We start from the raw sequence: 14390 nt of genomic DNA on the forward strand, positions 1-14390 counted from the left end.
AGTTTTTATGTCAAACGTGGGGTCTATGAACCTAATCGGATTAAAACGGAGTGTCTGACGTATGCACATTGAGAGCGCAAGACGGATCGGTTGGAAAGTAATCGCGCTATTAGCCCTCAGCAGCGTGCTGGCGGGGTGCGGGATTAACACGATTCCGACGCTGGATGAGCAGGTTAAAGCGGCTTGGTCGCAAGTGCAGAACCAGTATCAACGTCGTGCTGACTTGATCCCCAACCTGGTTGAAACGGTCAAAGGCGCGGCTAAGCAAGAGCAGGCGACGCTGACGGCGGTGATTGAAGCGCGAGCCAAGGCCACCTCGATTCAGGTCGATGCCAGCACCTTGAACAACCCGGAAAAACTCAAACAGTTCCAGGACGCGCAAAACCAGCTGACGGGCGCCTTGAGTCGCTTGATGGTGGTGTCTGAGCGCTACCCGGACCTCAAGTCCAACCAAAACTTCCTGTCATTGCAGTCGCAACTTGAAGGCACTGAAAACCGGATCAGCGTGGCGCGCCGTGATTTCATCCTCGCGGTAGAGCGTTACAACACCGAGATTCGCACCTTCCCGGGCCGCCTGTGGCATGCCGTGATGTACAGCGACTTACCGATTCGCGCCACCTTCGAAGCAACCACCCCGGATGCCGACAAAGCCCCTGAGGTTAAATTTTGATAATGCGGTCTGTAGTCGCTGCCGCAGGCTGCGAAGGGTTGCGTAGCAACCCGTTTTCTTGAAGCCCCTGCGGTCGCCACCCAATTGTGCGATCTCGATCGCAGCCTGCGGCAGCGACTACGGCTATTTATTAACCCCTCGAGGTGCTGATGCGCGTATCAAGACTGGGTTTGGGCCTGTTGCTGTGGCTATTTATAGCCACTGCGCAGGCGCTGACATTTGCGACACTGAGCGGGCGGGTCGTGGACGATGCGCACATGCTCGACCCCGCCACGCGCCAACAATTGACCCAGCAACTTGCAGCCCATGAAAAAGCCACCGGCGAGCAGGTGGTCGTGGTCACGCTGCCGGACCTGCAAGGCGTTTCCATTGAAGACTTCGGTTATCAATTGGGCCGCGCCTGGGGCATCGGCAAAAAAGATGAAAACAACGGCGCGTTGCTGATCGTTTCCCGTGATGACCGTAAACTGCGGATCGAAGTCGGCTACGGCCTGGAGGACCGCCTGACCGACGCGCAGTCCTCGGTGATCATCAATCAGGTGATTACCCCGGCATTTAAAGCCGGCAACTTCAACCAGGGCATCCGCGACGGCGTCACGGCCATGCTCCAGGTGTTGGGTGGCGCACCGTTGGCCGAACCTGCCTATGCCAGCGGGCAGGGCGGCGAAAATGACTTTATGGCTGAGCATCCTGGCGTGGTGGTGTTGCTGTTTCTATTGTTCGTCGTGGTGGTGGCGGCTTGCCAGTTTTATGGCATCTGCAACTCCGGCGGTGGCAGTGGCGGTGGGTCGCGCTCCGGCGGTTTTGGTGGCGGTGGTTTCGGCGGTGGTGGCGGTGGTTTTCGCGGGGGCGGTGGCAGTTTTGGTGGCGGCGGCGCTTCGGGCGGCTGGTAATTCATTTTTTAAACGAGCATCGACACTTATGGCTTTACTCACGCAAGAGCAACAACGGCAGGTCGAAGAGGCCGTGACCCGCGCCGAACAGCGCACCGACGCTGAAATCGTCACCGTGCTCGCACCACGCGCCGACGATTACAGCTACATCCCCTTACTCTGGGCTAGCCTGATCGCCCTGGTGGTTCCGGCGCTGGTGCACGTTGTAAACGGCGACATGACGATCTATTCATTGCTCATGCTGCAATGGGCCACCTTTGTCTTCCTCAGCCTGATCTTCCGTATCCGTTCAATCACCACCTTCCTGATCCCGGCCCGCGTTCGCCACTGGCGGGCCAGCAACCTGGCGCGGCGCCAGTTTCTCGAACAAAAACTGCACCACACCCAAGACCGCACCGGGGTGCTGATTTTTGTCAGCGAAGCCGAGCGCTACGTCGAAATTCTGGTAGATGAAGGCATTTCACAACGCCTGGACAACAGCGACTGGGGCACCATCGTCAGCGATTTCGTGCGCCGTGTGGCGCTGGGGCATACGGCTGAAGGTTTTATCGCTTGCATCGACGCCAGCGCAGAACTGCTGGAAAAACACGTGCCGAAAACCCAGACGCGCAATCAATTGCCGAATCGCTTGGTGGTGTTGTAATCGGTGCAGCTTGAAATAACCCCGTGCTCCCGGCGGCCAACCCGCCTAAAATAGTGCCATTATTTTTCTGATTTCCCCTCCTGCACCCCCGAGGCGCCTTTTTCAATGTCAGTGACTGCTACCACCGCCGCGTCTGTGCCGGATCATCGTGCGCAATTTTTGAACCTGCTGGAAACCGGCCTGGCGCAAAATTCCTTTATCAAGCTGGTACTGGCCAAGTACGTCGGCCCGGAAGCTGAATTGCAGCGGGTCATCATCAAGCAGGTCACGGTCAAGGATCAGCCTTGTCTGTCGTTTGTGTACCGCTACAAAACCCGCGACATCACTAAAAACTTTGCGCTCGACGAAGGCGTGGCAGCGATTACCGGGCTGCTGCCGGAGGCGTTCAAAAATGCGCATTTGCTGACCCTGACTGACGAAGTGCAGCTGGAGTACAGCAAAAAAGGCAAAAGCTCATTGTTTAAGGGCAAAAGCCAGCAGGCGCGGGAAGTGCCGTCGGCTGAGCATAATCGCGAGAAAAATCGCTTTCTGGATCTGACGCGGCCGTTTTTGGCGGATCTGGGCGTGACCAACCAGCAACAAGAGTTGATCCCGGCGATGTCGCGCAAGTGGAAGCAAATCAACAAATTTATCGAGGTGTTTTCCCATGCCTTGAGCAACTCGCCGCTCAAGCTCGATCAGCCGATCAAGGTGGCAGATTTTGGTTCTGGCAAGGGTTACCTGACGTTTGCTATCCACGACTACTTGCGCCACAGCTTGCAAGCCGAAGGCGTGGTGACCGGGGTTGAGTTGCGTGAAGACATGGTCACGCTGTGCAACACCGCGGCCCAGCGTCTGGAGCACCCGGGCTTGAGCTTTCAGCATGGCGATGTGCGCAGTTTTGCGCCGACCCCGATTGACGTGATGATCGCCCTGCATGCCTGTGACATTGCCACCGACTATGCGATTCATATGGGTATTCGTTCCGGGGCCGCGATCATCATGTGTTCGCCGTGCTGCCATAAGCAGATCCGCCTGCAAATCCAGAGCCCGGCGTTGCTCAAGCCGATGCTGCAATACGGCTTGCACCTGGGCCAGCAGGCCGAAATGGTCACTGACAGTCTGCGTGCGCTGTTTCTTGAAGCTTGCGGCTATGAAACTAAAGTGTTTGAGTTCATTTCGCTGGAACACACCAACAAAAACAAAATGATCCTCGCAGTCAAACGCGCCGAGCCTCAAGACCCGGCGCAGTTGCTGGTGAAAATTCAGGAGCTCAAGGCGTTCTACAACATTCAGGAACACTGCCTTGAAACCCTGCTCCAGGCCGACGGCCTGTTGAAGTAAGCGTGTCAGACGCGTCCGATCGGGAACGTAGTATTTGGCTATTACCCGCGCGGGCGCTCAGGGGTTACCTTGGCTACTCTTAGTGGCCCAAGGTCTACCCATAAGGAGCACGCACCATGGCGGCGAAAAAGATTCTGGTTCTGGTTGGCGATTACGTCGAAGACTACGAAGTGATGGTGCCGTTTCAGGCGCTATTGATGGTGGGTCATCAGGTGCACGCTGTGTGTCCGGGTAAAACGGCCGGCCAGACCGTTCGCACTGCGATTCATGACTTCGAGGGTGACCAGACCTACAGCGAAAAGCCCGGCCATCTGTTTGCCCTGAATTTCGATTTCGACAAGGTCAAGGCCAGCGATTACGACGCACTGGTGGTGCCCGGCGGTCGTGCGCCGGAATACCTGCGCCTGAACGAAAAGGTGCTGGAGCTGGTGCGTGATTTCGACAAGGCGGGCAAGCCGATTGCGGCGGTGTGTCACGGCGCTCAATTACTGGCGGCGGCGGGCACCCTTGAAGGCCGCGAATGCAGCGCCTACCCGGCGTGTGCACCAGAAGTGCGTCTGGCGGGCGGGACCTACATTGATATCGACGTGACCCAAGCGCACGTACAGGGCAATTTGGCCACCGCTCCGGCCTGGCCTGCGCATCCTGCGTGGCTGGCGGCTTTCCTGGGGTTGCTGGGCACAACGATCACTTTGTAAAACGAGGGCGTGACCATGTGTGAGCTCTATGTAAAAGCCGATCCGATCCTGTATGAGTCGCGCTCGCGTTCATTGCGTATTTGCGGCGTGGTCACCACCTTGCGGCTGGAAAACCAGTTTTGGGACATCCTCACTGAAATCGCTGAAGCTGATGGCATGACCACCAACCAATTGGTGGCCAAGCTGTATGAGGAAGTGATGGATTATCGCGGCGAGGTGATCAACTTTGCTTCGTTTTTGCGCGTGAGCTGCACCCGGCATTTGAGCCAGCGCCGGTTGCAGGTCCCGGAGTTGAGCGTGGTACCGCGCAATACCGGGCACGCTTGAACGGGTGACCCCGTGTAGGAGCCGTGTACCCGCAGCACCAGGCCGGATGGCTTTACGACTGCTGCGCAGCCGGACGTAGCCTCGCAAAGCTCGTCAACGACTACAGGCTTGGCGATCTCACGGGGTCGTAGGAGCGAGCTTGTCTCGCGATCTTTTAAAGATCAAAAGATCAAAAGATCGCGAGGCGAGCTCGCTCCTACTAGGCCTGGAATACTCAGAAGAACCGCGTCACGCTGATTTTGGCGTTGCGGCCTTGGCTGTAGGCATTTTTGCCGCTGAGCATTGGGCGGTAGTTTTTGTTGAACAGGTTGTCGACGGTGAAGTTGACCTCTGTGCCCTTGAGGTACGGCTGCTGCGGCTTCCAGTCGGCGAACAGGCCTTGTACGTTGTAGCCGTCGTTGGCGTATTGGTCGTAATAGGTGTCACCCACCGCGGTGAGAGGGCCGGGGCCGTAGTTGTCACTTGGCAAACGGTCAGTCTTGCGCACGAACTCACCCTTCCAGCCGACGCGGGCATCCAGGCTCGGAATTTTCGTTCCCAGCACAGCAATCCATTTCGGTGCAGGAATGTCCCGCGCCCAGACATCAGGGCCCCATGGATTGGTGTAAGCACCTTCGTGTTTGCCGGTCATCCATGCGTACGACAACGAGCCGAAGAGGTAGGTTGACTCGTAGAAGCTTTCGACCTCAAAACCCTTGATGGTGACGCTGCCGATATTGCGGTAGTTCGCCATGGGGAGCAGGCCTGCGCAATCTGTGGACAGCCCACCAGAGGCTGTTTGTGCGGCACATCCGACGCCAGTGGCTTTAAAAATCTCATTGTCGATCTTGTTGCGGAACAAGGTGGTGCGGATCAGGGCGTGATCGTTAGCGCTAAAAATCTGATCAAAGTTGGTGATATTACCCGCACGCCAGCCGGTCATGCGTTCGGGGTCGAGGCTCAGGCTGGTGGTGGGGCGATTGCCCAAACCCTGGACTTCGTACTGCTCGTCAATCACCGGTGCGCGCCAGGTTTTGCTGTAGTCGACAAAGAAGGCGGTGTTCTGGGTGACTTTCCAGAAGGCGGACAGGCGTGGCGACCATCCGGTGTAGGTTTTGTCGCTGTAGTCGTGCCCCAAGTCCGCCTGGTTATAGAACGGGGCGTCGTTTTCTTCGCCTCGGTTACGCACATGGTCATAGCGGATTGATGGGGTCAGGGTGAAATCGCCCAGCGTAATGGCGTCCTGAATATAGACGCTGTTGGTGTCGACTTTGCCCTTGGGCATAAAGCCGGGCTGGTAGTGGCCGTAGTTGTATTTCTCTACTTCATAGGTCGCGCCAGGCATCCACATGTCGACGTCGCGCTGGTGCTTGCGAAATTGCACGCCAGCGGTAATGGCGTGATCCAGCGGGCCGGTGGCAACCAGGCTGACGTTTTCGGCTTGGAGCATGTCATCGGTGTAGCCGGTTTCCATCTTGCGCCCCCCCGTGCTTGGCTGCACGAAGGCCTTTTCGCCGCGTTTGTCGGTCTGTTCAGTGTTGGAGTGAGAGTATTTGACCTCCAGATTCACCAGCGGGTTGTTGATGGGCTGGTAGGTGTATTTAGTCGACCACGTGGTGTCGATGGTCGAACGGTTGGACAAATACAACCGGGTGGCCGCGTCGTAACCCAATTTGTCGACGTTGGCCTTGCTCGGCGGGGCCGGGTAACTGACGGCCGAAAAGGGCACCCACAGGTAGTTGTTGGCGCGTGAGTACGACATCGCCAAGCTGTGCTCTTCGTTGAAGTGCAGGTTGACCTTGAGCAGTTGCGCATCCAGATCCTGGGCGGTGTTGGGCAAGCGCTTGGGGTTGACCGGGTAAATATTGTTCGGGTTGGGCATATGCCCCGCCAGCTTCATGTCATCGCCATCGCGCTTGGTGTAATACACCAGTGCATCGGCGCGGCCATCGTCGGTGCGGCCATAGGCGGCGCCACTGTAAACCTGTTGATGGTCGTTGCTGCTGTAGCCGTACTTGAGCATGGCGCCGGTATTTTTGCCGTCTGCGAGCAGGTCCGGGGCATCTTTGGTCACCATGTGCACGGAACCGGCAAAGCCGCCATTGCCGGTGCGCACGTCGTGCGGGCCTTTTTCAACTTCCAGGCGTTTGATCAGCTCCGGCTCGATAAAAATCGTGCCTTGCATGTAGCGCTCAAAGCCACTTTTGGTCGCGCCATCGACGGTCATCTGCACGTCTTCGGCTTCACCTAACCCCCAAATATTGATCGTTTGGCCGCCGGGCTTGAGCGAACCGCCGAGGTTGATGCCCGGCAAGGTGGCCAGCAGGCTCGGGATGTTATTGGCCTGATACCGATTGATTTCAGTTTGGGTCATGGTCGACTTGCCGACGTTGCTGGAGTCGACTTCGTTGCCGTTACCCACCACGCTGACGGCGCCCAGTTCCAGGCTGTTGCTGGTGGTGGTGCCTTGCTCCTTGGGGCGCACGACGTATGTGCGGTCAACTTGAATCAGGCTGAAATCGGTACCTTTGAGCAGTTGGCTGATGGCCTCTTGCGGGCTGTAGGTGCCGCTCAGGGCGGGGGCTTTCACATTGCGCAGCAGTTCTTCGTCGAACAGCAACTGAATGTTCGCCTGTTGCGCCACGTCACTCAACGAACTGGCCAGCGATTGCGCCGGCAGTTGCAGCAGGATCGAGTCGGCTTGGGCATACAGGCTGAACGTCATGCACGCGGCGAGCAACGTCGGACGGGTGCACAGATACGAGACGTGATGTGGTGCGCGAAACATGAAATCCCCCAGTGCGGCAACAAAGGCCAAAAAGACGTGCGTTAGCAACGCAGACGGGAGGAAGACGCAGCACCGATAAAAATCCACATATGCGAATGCAAAATATTCGCATATGTTTTTTTAGCGGGGTTCGATACGGATTTTTCCGTTGTCCAGCAACACGGTTTTTACCGGGATCAGGGCGGGCAATGCCTTGACCAGGGCCAAGGGATCGCTGACATCCAGGTTGCCCGAGACCTTGTAGTGTTCGAGCGGCCCCGCCGCCAGTTCGATGACACCCGGGCGATAGAGCCCCAGTTCATCCACCAGACTGGCCAGATCGCGGTTGCGAAATGCCAGATGGCCACTGCGCCAGTTGGCGACTTCGTTGGCACTGAGGGTTTGCTCTTGCAGCGAGCCGTTTGCGTAGTCGTATGTCGCCCGTTGTTGAGCACCCAGCAGGGTCGAGGTCTTGGCGTCGGGCATAAACGCGACCTGCCCATGGGCGACGCTGACCACTAACTGACGTTGGCTGCGGCGCACATCAAAACCGGTGCCCACCACGTTGACCTGCGCATCACCGGCATGCACCACCAGCGGGTGTTCTTTGTTGGGCGCGACCTCGATGTAAAGCTGGCCTTGCTCCAGATAAATATCGCGCTGTCGGGCCGTGAAATCGATGTGCAACTGGGTATTGGCGTTCACATTCAGCGTGCTGCCATCGGGCAGCAGAATGGTTTTTGCGCCTTGGTTGTACGTCACCACCTGTTGTTGATAGAGCGGTACTGGCGTGCCGATATTAAGCGCGAAGATGGCGCATAAAATCGCCGCCGCAGTGGCCAGTGCAAAGCCTGTACGCTTGTGCGCAGGTTTTTTAGTGGGCAAGGCAACGGGTTTACTCACTTGTTCGAGTTCACCGAGGTCGCCCCACAGTGACTCGAATTCGGCGTAGGCCTGTGCATGTGCCGGGTTGGCGTGCCAGACGCTGAATTGTTTATCGGTTTGGGCGTTGCGCGGGTTGCGGTTACGGGTAAACCAGTGAGCCGCTTGTGCGTCAATGCTGTCCGTATCGGTCGGTTGAAAAGGGCTCATTTTGGCTGTTCCTTGCCGTTATCCCGTTGTAAATGCTGCTTGCAGTGCAACAAGGCAAAGGCGATGTGCTTTTCGACCATGCTGACGGAAATCCCCATGCGTTCGGCTATTTGTGCCTGACTCAACCCTTCAAAGCGATGCAGCATAAGGGCTTCGCGGCGTCTGGGCGAGAGTTCGGCGAGTACGCTTTTGAGTTGTTCAAGGCGTTGCAGGCGCTGGGCAGCAGCCATGGGCTCATCCCTCTCATCGCTGACGGGCTCGTGTGCAGGCTCGATGTTCTCGCTGTGTGCCGTTTGGCGCACGTGCTGACGACGCCAGTGATCGCGCAACAGATTGCGCGCCATCTGGAACAGAAATGCCCGCGGTTGCTCGACCTTGGCCCGGTCCTGATAACCCAGCCATTGGGTGAACACATCTTGTGTCATGTCGGCGGCATCGCTGGCGTTATCAGTGCGCTTGCGCAGGAAGTGCAGAATCTGCGAATAGAACTCGCGGAAGGATTCGGCCCCCTGCGGGTCGGGTTTGAAGCGAGACATGTAGATCCTTATAGGAAAAACGATGCAAATAAGTCGCGAATGGTATCGAGAATTATTGCTATTTGTCTCGCTTTATTACAGATGTCTCTGAATCCTGTAGGAGCGAGCTTGCCTCGCGATCTTTTAGAAGATCAAAAGATCGCGAGGCAAGCTCGCTCCTACAGGGGATGGGGGCTTATACCTCCACTGGCACTGAATGGCGGGTGTCACCCAAAGGGTGTGTCTTAGAGTTATAGAAGCGCAATGTCAGCTTTTTGTCGGCAAATAGCGCCGTGTAATGGTTTTTTTGAAAACGGATGAACGCTTCGCTGCGCGGGTAAACAGAGATGCACAAGGTTTTCAGCGGTGCCTGGCGCACAGCGTTGATCAGGTGTTGATCTTGCTCGCCCAAGCTGTGGCCAAAGATGCACAGTGCGTCTTTATGGCTCATCAGTTGTTGATGGCAAAAGGACAGGTAATCCGAGTGACGAATGGATTTTCGCTTGTCATCACTGCTGCTTTCACTGACAAACAGCGGCACATCATCCAGTGCGCTGATCGAGTGGTTGATCGCGAAATTGCTCAGCAAGGTGGCTTCGGTCGCGTTGATCTTGCGTGCCTTGCCTTCCTGATTTTTCACCAGGTGCAGTGCGCCGTGCAGGTACAGCACCCGCGTGGCTTTGCTTTTGCTCAGGGCGGCCTCCAGCTCAAAGGTGGCGCTTTGGTTGTCGAACAAATCGTTGAACTGCTTCGGCGCTTGCATCACGGCCCACGGGGTGAGCAGGTCGTAGTTGGAGCAGTAGACCGTGGCATAACGTGCCAGCTCTTGTTGCCAGCCCGTCAGGGTGTCGGCGTTCATCAGTCGCCAGGGAATGTGCACGTCCTGGGTGCTGTTGATCAGCGCTTCTTTGATTGCGTAGTAGCGCTTGCGCGGCGAGGCCGAGTTGATCGCCAAGGCTTTGTTGACCTTGCTCGCGGTTTTCAGGGCGCTGAGCACGTGCTCGAAATTGCGCGTGCTCAAGGCGTCAAAGACGCTGAGTTCGGTCTGGCTCAGGGGTTTTTCGGCGACGCTTTTGGCTTTTTCAAACAACGAGTCGTAATAAAAGTCATGCCACACGGCCATGCTCGCGCCGTTGCCCAGCAGCAACCCGCTGCACGGTGTGCTGGCGTTTAGCGCGTTCCAGTCTTCTAGTTCAGCATCAAATTCCTGGAAGGGGGTCATGTCTAATATCGTCTCGAAACAGTGGCGGTGCAGGACTTTATCACGCCCAAGTGTTGAGCCAGATCAACATATGAGCCACTCAGTTGGAGCAAGCTACCCTGACCGATTGATTCAGCGTCGCGGGTAGCGCCCGCCAAGAGGACTCGCCATGACCAGCACTTTTTTTATCCCTGCGGTAAATATCATGGGCAACGGTTGTTTGAATGAAGCCATGACCGCGATTCGCAATTATGGATTTCGCAAGGCTTTGATCGTTACGGACGCCGGCTTGGCCAAAGCAGGGGTAGCGACGCTGATCGCAGAAAAACTCGCGTTGCAGGACATTGACTCGGTGATTTTCGACGGCGCCAAGCCGAACCCGAGCATTGCTAACGTCGAAGCGGGCTTGAAGGTGCTGAAACAGCATCAATGTGATTTTGTGGTGTCGCTGGGCGGTGGTTCACCGCACGACTGTGCCAAGGGCATTGCCCTGTGCGCGACCAACGGCGGGCATATTCGCGATTATGAAGGTGTCGATCAATCGGCCAAGCCGCAACTGCCACTGGTTTCGATCAACACCACGGCTGGCACAGCCAGTGAAATGACGCGCTTTTGCATCATCACCGACGAAGAACGCCACGTAAAAATGGCCATTGTCGACCGTAACGTGACACCGCTGCTGTCAGTCAACGATCCGGAGTTGATGGTCGCGATGCCTAAAGGTCTGACGGCCGCAACGGGCATGGATGCACTGACCCACGCTGTTGAAGCCTATGTGTCGACCGCTTCAACCCCGATCACCGATGCCTGTGCGATCAAGGCCATGGAACTGATCAGCCAGAACCTGCGCCAGGCGGTGAACGACGGAAAGAACCTGACCGCACGCGAGAACATGGCTTACGCACAGTTCCTCGCTGGCATGGCATTCAACAACGCATCGCTGGGCTTTGTGCACGCCATGGCGCACCAATTGGGCGGCTTCTACGACTTGCCGCACGGGGTGTGCAACGCCGTGTTGCTGCCGCACGTGCAAACCTTTAACGCCAGTGTCAGTGCGGTCCGTTTGACCGATGTGGCACGTGCGCTGGGGGCTGATGTGCGTGGTCTGAGCCCGGAAGAGGGCGCGCAAGCGGCCATTGCGGCGATTCGCACCTTGGCCAAGGACGTGGAAATTCCGGCAGGTCTGCGCGACCTGGGCGCCAAACTGGACGACATTCCTGTTTTGGCCACCAATGCGCTGAAAGATGCGTGCGGCTTTACCAACCCGCGCAAGGCAGATCAGGCGCAGATTGAAGAGATATTCCGTAACGCGTTCTAAGTGCCAGGCGGTTTGGGCTTTTGAAAAATTGTGGGAGCGGGCTTGCCCGCGATGGCATCGCCGCAGTTCATCAGGCAAACCGCATCGCCTGAATCGCGAGCAAGCCCGCTCCCACAAAGTGGCGCGCATAAAAAAACGGCCGGGTGATTAACCCGGCCGTTTTTTTGTCTGGCTAAAAGTGCTTACTGCACTTCAACTGCCAGGCTGTCGTGGATCTTTTGTTGCCAGATCGCCGGGCCGGTGATGTGCACCGACTCGCCTTTGCTGTCGACAGCCACAGTCACCGGCATGTCTTTTACGTCGAACTCGTAGATCGCTTCCATGCCCAGTTCGGCAAAGGCCACCACGCGCGACTTTTTAATCGCTTGGGCAACCAGGTAGGCGGCACCGCCCACAGCCATCAGGTACACAGCTTTGTGTTCCTTGATCGCTTCGATGGCAGTCGGACCGCGCTCGGATTTACCGATCATGCCCAGCAAGCCGGTTTGATCGAGGATCTGACGGGTGAACTTGTCCATGCGGGTTGCCGTTGTCGGACCCGCAGGGCCAACCACTTCGTCGCGCACCGGATCAACCGGGCCTACGTAGTAGATGAAGCGGCCTTTAAGGTCGACAGGCAAGGTTTCGCCTTTGTTGAGCATTTCGACCATGCGCTTGTGCGCCGCGTCGCGACCGGTGAGCATTTTGCCGTTGAGCAAAACGGTCTCGCCCGGCTTCCAGCTCTGCACGTCTTCCGGGGTCAGGGTGTCGAGGTTGACACGGCGGGCCGATGGGCCTGCTTCCCAAACGATTTCAGGGTAGGCGTCGAGCGGTGGCGCTTCAAGGGACGCAGGACCGGAACCGTCGAGCACGAAGTGTGCGTGGCGGGTGGCCGCGCAGTTCGGGATCATGCACACCGGCAAGGAAGCGGCGTGGGTCGGGTAGTCCATGATTTTGACGTCGAGCACGGTGGTCAGACCGCCCAGGCCCTGAGCGCCGATGCCCAGTTGGTTGACCTTCTCGAACAACTCGATACGCATCTCTTCGATACGGTTGGACGGGCCGCGCTTGATCAAGTCGTGAATGTCGATGGACTCCATCAACACTTCCTTGGCCATCACCGCTGCTTTTTCAGCCGTGCCGCCGATGCCGATACCCAGCATGCCCGGTGGGCACCAGCCCGCGCCCATGGTCGGAACGGTCTTGAGTACCCAGTCAACGATCGAGTCGGACGGGTTGAGCATGGCCATTTTTGACTTGTTCTCGGAGCCGCCGCCCTTGGCCGCCACGTCCACTTCCACGGTATTACCCGGAACGATGGAGTAGTGGATGACAGCCGGGGTGTTGTCCTTGGTGTTGCGGCGAGCACCGGCCGGGTCGGCCAGGATAGAGGCGCGCAGAACGTTTTCCGGCAGGTTGTAAGCGCGACGCACGCCTTCGTTGATCATGTCGTCCAGGCCCATGGTGGCGCCGGTCCAGCGCACATCCATGCCCACGCGTACGAAAACGGTGACGATGCCGGTGTCCTGGCAAATCGGGCGGTGGCCAGTGGCACACATGCGCGAGTTGATCAGGATTTGCGCCATCGAGTCACGGGCCGCTGGCGATTCTTCGCGCAGATAGGCTTCGTGCATGGCCTGAATGAAGTCAACGGGGTGGTAGTAGGAAATGAATTGCAGGGCGTCAGCAACGCTCTGAATCAGGTCGTCTTGCTTGATCACGGTCATGGGTCGCGCTCCTCTATAAGACGGGAACATTCAATTAAGGTGTTTGCGACCTTGGTCTATCGGTCTGTCGTAAACATCTTTGAGAGAAGTACCGGGCACGCATGACCGGTACAAAAAAGGCGCGGCAGTATAACCCGGCCCTGTTCTTGATACACCTGAACAGGCAAAACTTGTAGCCGCTGCCGAAGGCTGCGATAAGGGCCGCAGGACCTTCGCTTTTGGGGTTTTGTGGGTTCAGGGGTACATCAGGCACCCGCAGTGCAGTAGCGTCTATACGACTAATTTCCCGCAGGAGGACAGAAGTGCCCGAGTTACACGTCGCTGACAAACGCTGGTCAGTTGCCGATGGCAGCAATTTGCTGGATGCCTTGAATCAGGCGGGCGTCTCTGTGCCTTACAGTTGCCGGGCGGGCAGTTGCCATGCTTGCCTGGTGCGCTGCGTGCAAGGCGAGCCGCTGGACCTCAAGCCTGAGGCGCTGAGCCGAACCCAGCGTGAGCAAGGCTGGCGCCTGGCGTGTCAGTGCGAAGTGGTAGGCGACGTGCAGATCGAAGCTTTTGACCCGCAGCGCGACGGCCTGCCCGCGCAAGTGGCGGCCCTCGACTGGCTCAGCCCCATGGTGCTGCGTTTACGGCTGATAGCACAACGCCCGCTGCGCTATCGAGCCGGGCAGCATGTGGTGTTGTGGACCGCCAGCGGCATCGCGCGTCCTTATTCGCTGGCCAGTCTGCCCGAAGAAGATCGTTTTCTGGAGTTTCATATCGATTGCGCGCACCCGGGTGAGTTTGCCGACGCGGCGCGGCAGTTCAAGGTGGGTGACGCTGTACGCCTGGGTGAACTGCGCGGCGGGGCGTTGCGCTATGACCCGGACTGGCAAGAGCAGCCTCTCTGGCTGCTGGCCTCGGGCACGGGGTTGGGCCCTTTGTTTGGCGTGCTGCGCGATGCATTGCGCCAGGATCATCGAGGGCCGATCCGGTTGGTGCACGTGGCGCGAGATGAGGCAGAGCACTACCTAAAGGCCGAGTTGCAGGCCTTGGCTGCCGCTTATCCGCCCCTTGCCGTTGAGTACCTGTTGCGCAGCCAATTGGCCGATCATCTAGTCCAGATGCGTCTTGTGACGCGACAAACCCACGCTTTAGTCTGCGGCCACCCTGACACGGTTGAAGCGTTTGCCAAGCGTCTGTTTCTGGCTGGGCTTTCGCGTAATCAACTGCTGGCGGACGCTTTTTTGACCCGCAGTTAACCCCATTACGGGAGAGA

The 14390-nt window shown here is 57.7% G+C and carries 13 protein-coding genes; 8 read left to right on the forward strand and 5 right to left on the reverse strand.

The window, feature by feature from the left end:
• Positions 1–61 precede the first annotated feature (61 nt).
• The 6 genes from RHM56_RS06595 to RHM56_RS06620 all read left to right on the forward strand — a co-directional run bounded on the left by RHM56_RS06595 (position 62) and on the right by RHM56_RS06620 (position 4554).
• The gene (locus tag RHM56_RS06595; protein WP_322239736.1) at positions 62–670 is read left to right on the forward strand and encodes a LemA family protein; all 609 of its coding nucleotides are present in this window, start codon (positions 62–64) and stop codon (positions 668–670) included.
• A 149-nt stretch (positions 671–819) separates the two neighbouring features.
• The gene (locus tag RHM56_RS06600; protein ID WP_322239738.1) at positions 820–1563 is read left to right on the forward strand and encodes a TPM domain-containing protein; all 744 of its coding nucleotides are present in this window, start codon (positions 820–822) and stop codon (positions 1561–1563) included.
• A 28-nt stretch (positions 1564–1591) separates the two neighbouring features.
• Positions 1592–2206: a TPM domain-containing protein gene (locus RHM56_RS06605; RefSeq protein WP_322239740.1), complete on the forward strand. Its 615-nt coding sequence runs from the start codon at positions 1592–1594 to the stop codon at positions 2204–2206.
• Between the two features lie 105 nt (positions 2207–2311).
• Entirely contained in the window at positions 2312–3529 is a 1218-nt protein-coding gene (locus tag RHM56_RS06610; protein ID WP_322239742.1) for an SAM-dependent methyltransferase, read from the forward strand.
• Positions 3530–3645: 116 nt separating this feature from the next.
• Positions 3646–4227 carry a DJ-1/PfpI family protein gene (locus RHM56_RS06615; protein WP_322239744.1) on the forward strand — a complete coding sequence of 194 codons (582 nt, stop codon included), beginning with the start codon at positions 3646–3648 and terminating at the stop codon, positions 4225–4227.
• Positions 4228–4242: 15 nt separating this feature from the next.
• Positions 4243–4554 (forward strand): ribbon-helix-helix domain-containing protein, encoded by a 312-nt coding sequence (locus RHM56_RS06620; protein WP_322239746.1) that lies wholly within the window; start codon positions 4243–4245, stop codon positions 4552–4554.
• A 214-nt stretch (positions 4555–4768) separates the two neighbouring features.
• Here RHM56_RS06620 and RHM56_RS06625 read toward each other — a convergent pair whose 3' ends face one another.
• The 4 genes from RHM56_RS06625 to RHM56_RS06640 form a co-directional block, all read right to left on the reverse strand.
• Positions 4769–7321, reverse strand: coding sequence for a TonB-dependent receptor (locus RHM56_RS06625; protein WP_322239748.1), 2553 nt, complete (start codon positions 7319–7321; stop codon positions 4769–4771).
• Between the two features lie 120 nt (positions 7322–7441).
• Complete coding sequence (locus RHM56_RS06630) at positions 7442–8392, reverse strand: FecR family protein (protein ID WP_322239750.1); 951 nt, start codon at positions 8390–8392, stop codon at positions 7442–7444.
• Positions 8389–8928 (reverse strand): RNA polymerase sigma factor, encoded by a 540-nt coding sequence (locus RHM56_RS06635; protein WP_322239752.1) that lies wholly within the window; start codon positions 8926–8928, stop codon positions 8389–8391. The genes RHM56_RS06630 and RHM56_RS06635 overlap by 4 nt, the downstream gene beginning before the upstream one ends.
• A gap of 175 nt (positions 8929–9103) precedes the next feature.
• The gene (locus tag RHM56_RS06640) at positions 9104–10129 is read right to left on the reverse strand and encodes a DUF4917 family protein (RefSeq protein ID WP_322239754.1); all 1026 of its coding nucleotides are present in this window, start codon (positions 10127–10129) and stop codon (positions 9104–9106) included.
• Between the two features lie 148 nt (positions 10130–10277).
• Here RHM56_RS06640 and yiaY point away from each other — a divergent pair, with 148 nt between their 5' ends.
• Entirely contained in the window at positions 10278–11426 is a 1149-nt protein-coding gene (gene yiaY, locus RHM56_RS06645) for an L-threonine dehydrogenase (protein ID WP_322239756.1), read from the forward strand.
• Between the two features lie 182 nt (positions 11427–11608).
• Here yiaY and RHM56_RS06650 read toward each other — a convergent pair whose 3' ends face one another.
• The gene (locus RHM56_RS06650) at positions 11609–13132 is read right to left on the reverse strand and encodes a fumarate hydratase (protein WP_322239758.1); all 1524 of its coding nucleotides are present in this window, start codon (positions 13130–13132) and stop codon (positions 11609–11611) included.
• A 302-nt stretch (positions 13133–13434) separates the two neighbouring features.
• Here RHM56_RS06650 and RHM56_RS06655 point away from each other — a divergent pair, with 302 nt between their 5' ends.
• Positions 13435–14373: an iron-sulfur-binding ferredoxin reductase gene (locus RHM56_RS06655; RefSeq protein ID WP_322239760.1), complete on the forward strand. Its 939-nt coding sequence runs from the start codon at positions 13435–13437 to the stop codon at positions 14371–14373.
• Positions 14374–14390: the final 17 nt, after the last annotated feature.

It is taken from the genome of Pseudomonas sp. CCC3.1 (genome assembly GCF_034347405.1).
Taxonomy (GTDB): Bacteria; Pseudomonadota; Gammaproteobacteria; order Pseudomonadales; family Pseudomonadaceae; genus Aquipseudomonas.

Bases quoted from the DNA above. Each gene is read 5' to 3' on its own strand.
- RHM56_RS06595 (WP_322239736.1), top strand. From the start codon at position 62: ATGCACATTGAGAGCGCAAGACGGATCGGTTGGAAAGTAATCGCGCTA.
- RHM56_RS06600 (WP_322239738.1), top strand. From the start codon at position 820: ATGCGCGTATCAAGACTGGGTTTGGGCCTGTTGCTGTGGCTATTTATA.
- RHM56_RS06605 (WP_322239740.1), top strand. From the start codon at position 1,592: ATGGCTTTACTCACGCAAGAGCAACAACGGCAGGTCGAAGAGGCCGTG.
- RHM56_RS06610 (WP_322239742.1), top strand. From the start codon at position 2,312: ATGTCAGTGACTGCTACCACCGCCGCGTCTGTGCCGGATCATCGTGCG.
- RHM56_RS06615 (WP_322239744.1), top strand. From the start codon at position 3,646: ATGGCGGCGAAAAAGATTCTGGTTCTGGTTGGCGATTACGTCGAAGAC.
- RHM56_RS06620 (WP_322239746.1), top strand. From the start codon at position 4,243: ATGTGTGAGCTCTATGTAAAAGCCGATCCGATCCTGTATGAGTCGCGC.
- RHM56_RS06625 (WP_322239748.1), bottom strand. From the start codon at position 7,321: ATGTTTCGCGCACCACATCACGTCTCGTATCTGTGCACCCGTCCGACG.
- RHM56_RS06630 (WP_322239750.1), bottom strand. From the start codon at position 8,392: ATGAGCCCTTTTCAACCGACCGATACGGACAGCATTGACGCACAAGCG.
- RHM56_RS06635 (WP_322239752.1), bottom strand. From the start codon at position 8,928: ATGTCTCGCTTCAAACCCGACCCGCAGGGGGCCGAATCCTTCCGCGAG.
- RHM56_RS06640 (WP_322239754.1), bottom strand. From the start codon at position 10,129: ATGACCCCCTTCCAGGAATTTGATGCTGAACTAGAAGACTGGAACGCG.
- yiaY (WP_322239756.1), top strand. From the start codon at position 10,278: ATGACCAGCACTTTTTTTATCCCTGCGGTAAATATCATGGGCAACGGT.
- RHM56_RS06650 (WP_322239758.1), bottom strand. From the start codon at position 13,132: ATGACCGTGATCAAGCAAGACGACCTGATTCAGAGCGTTGCTGACGCC.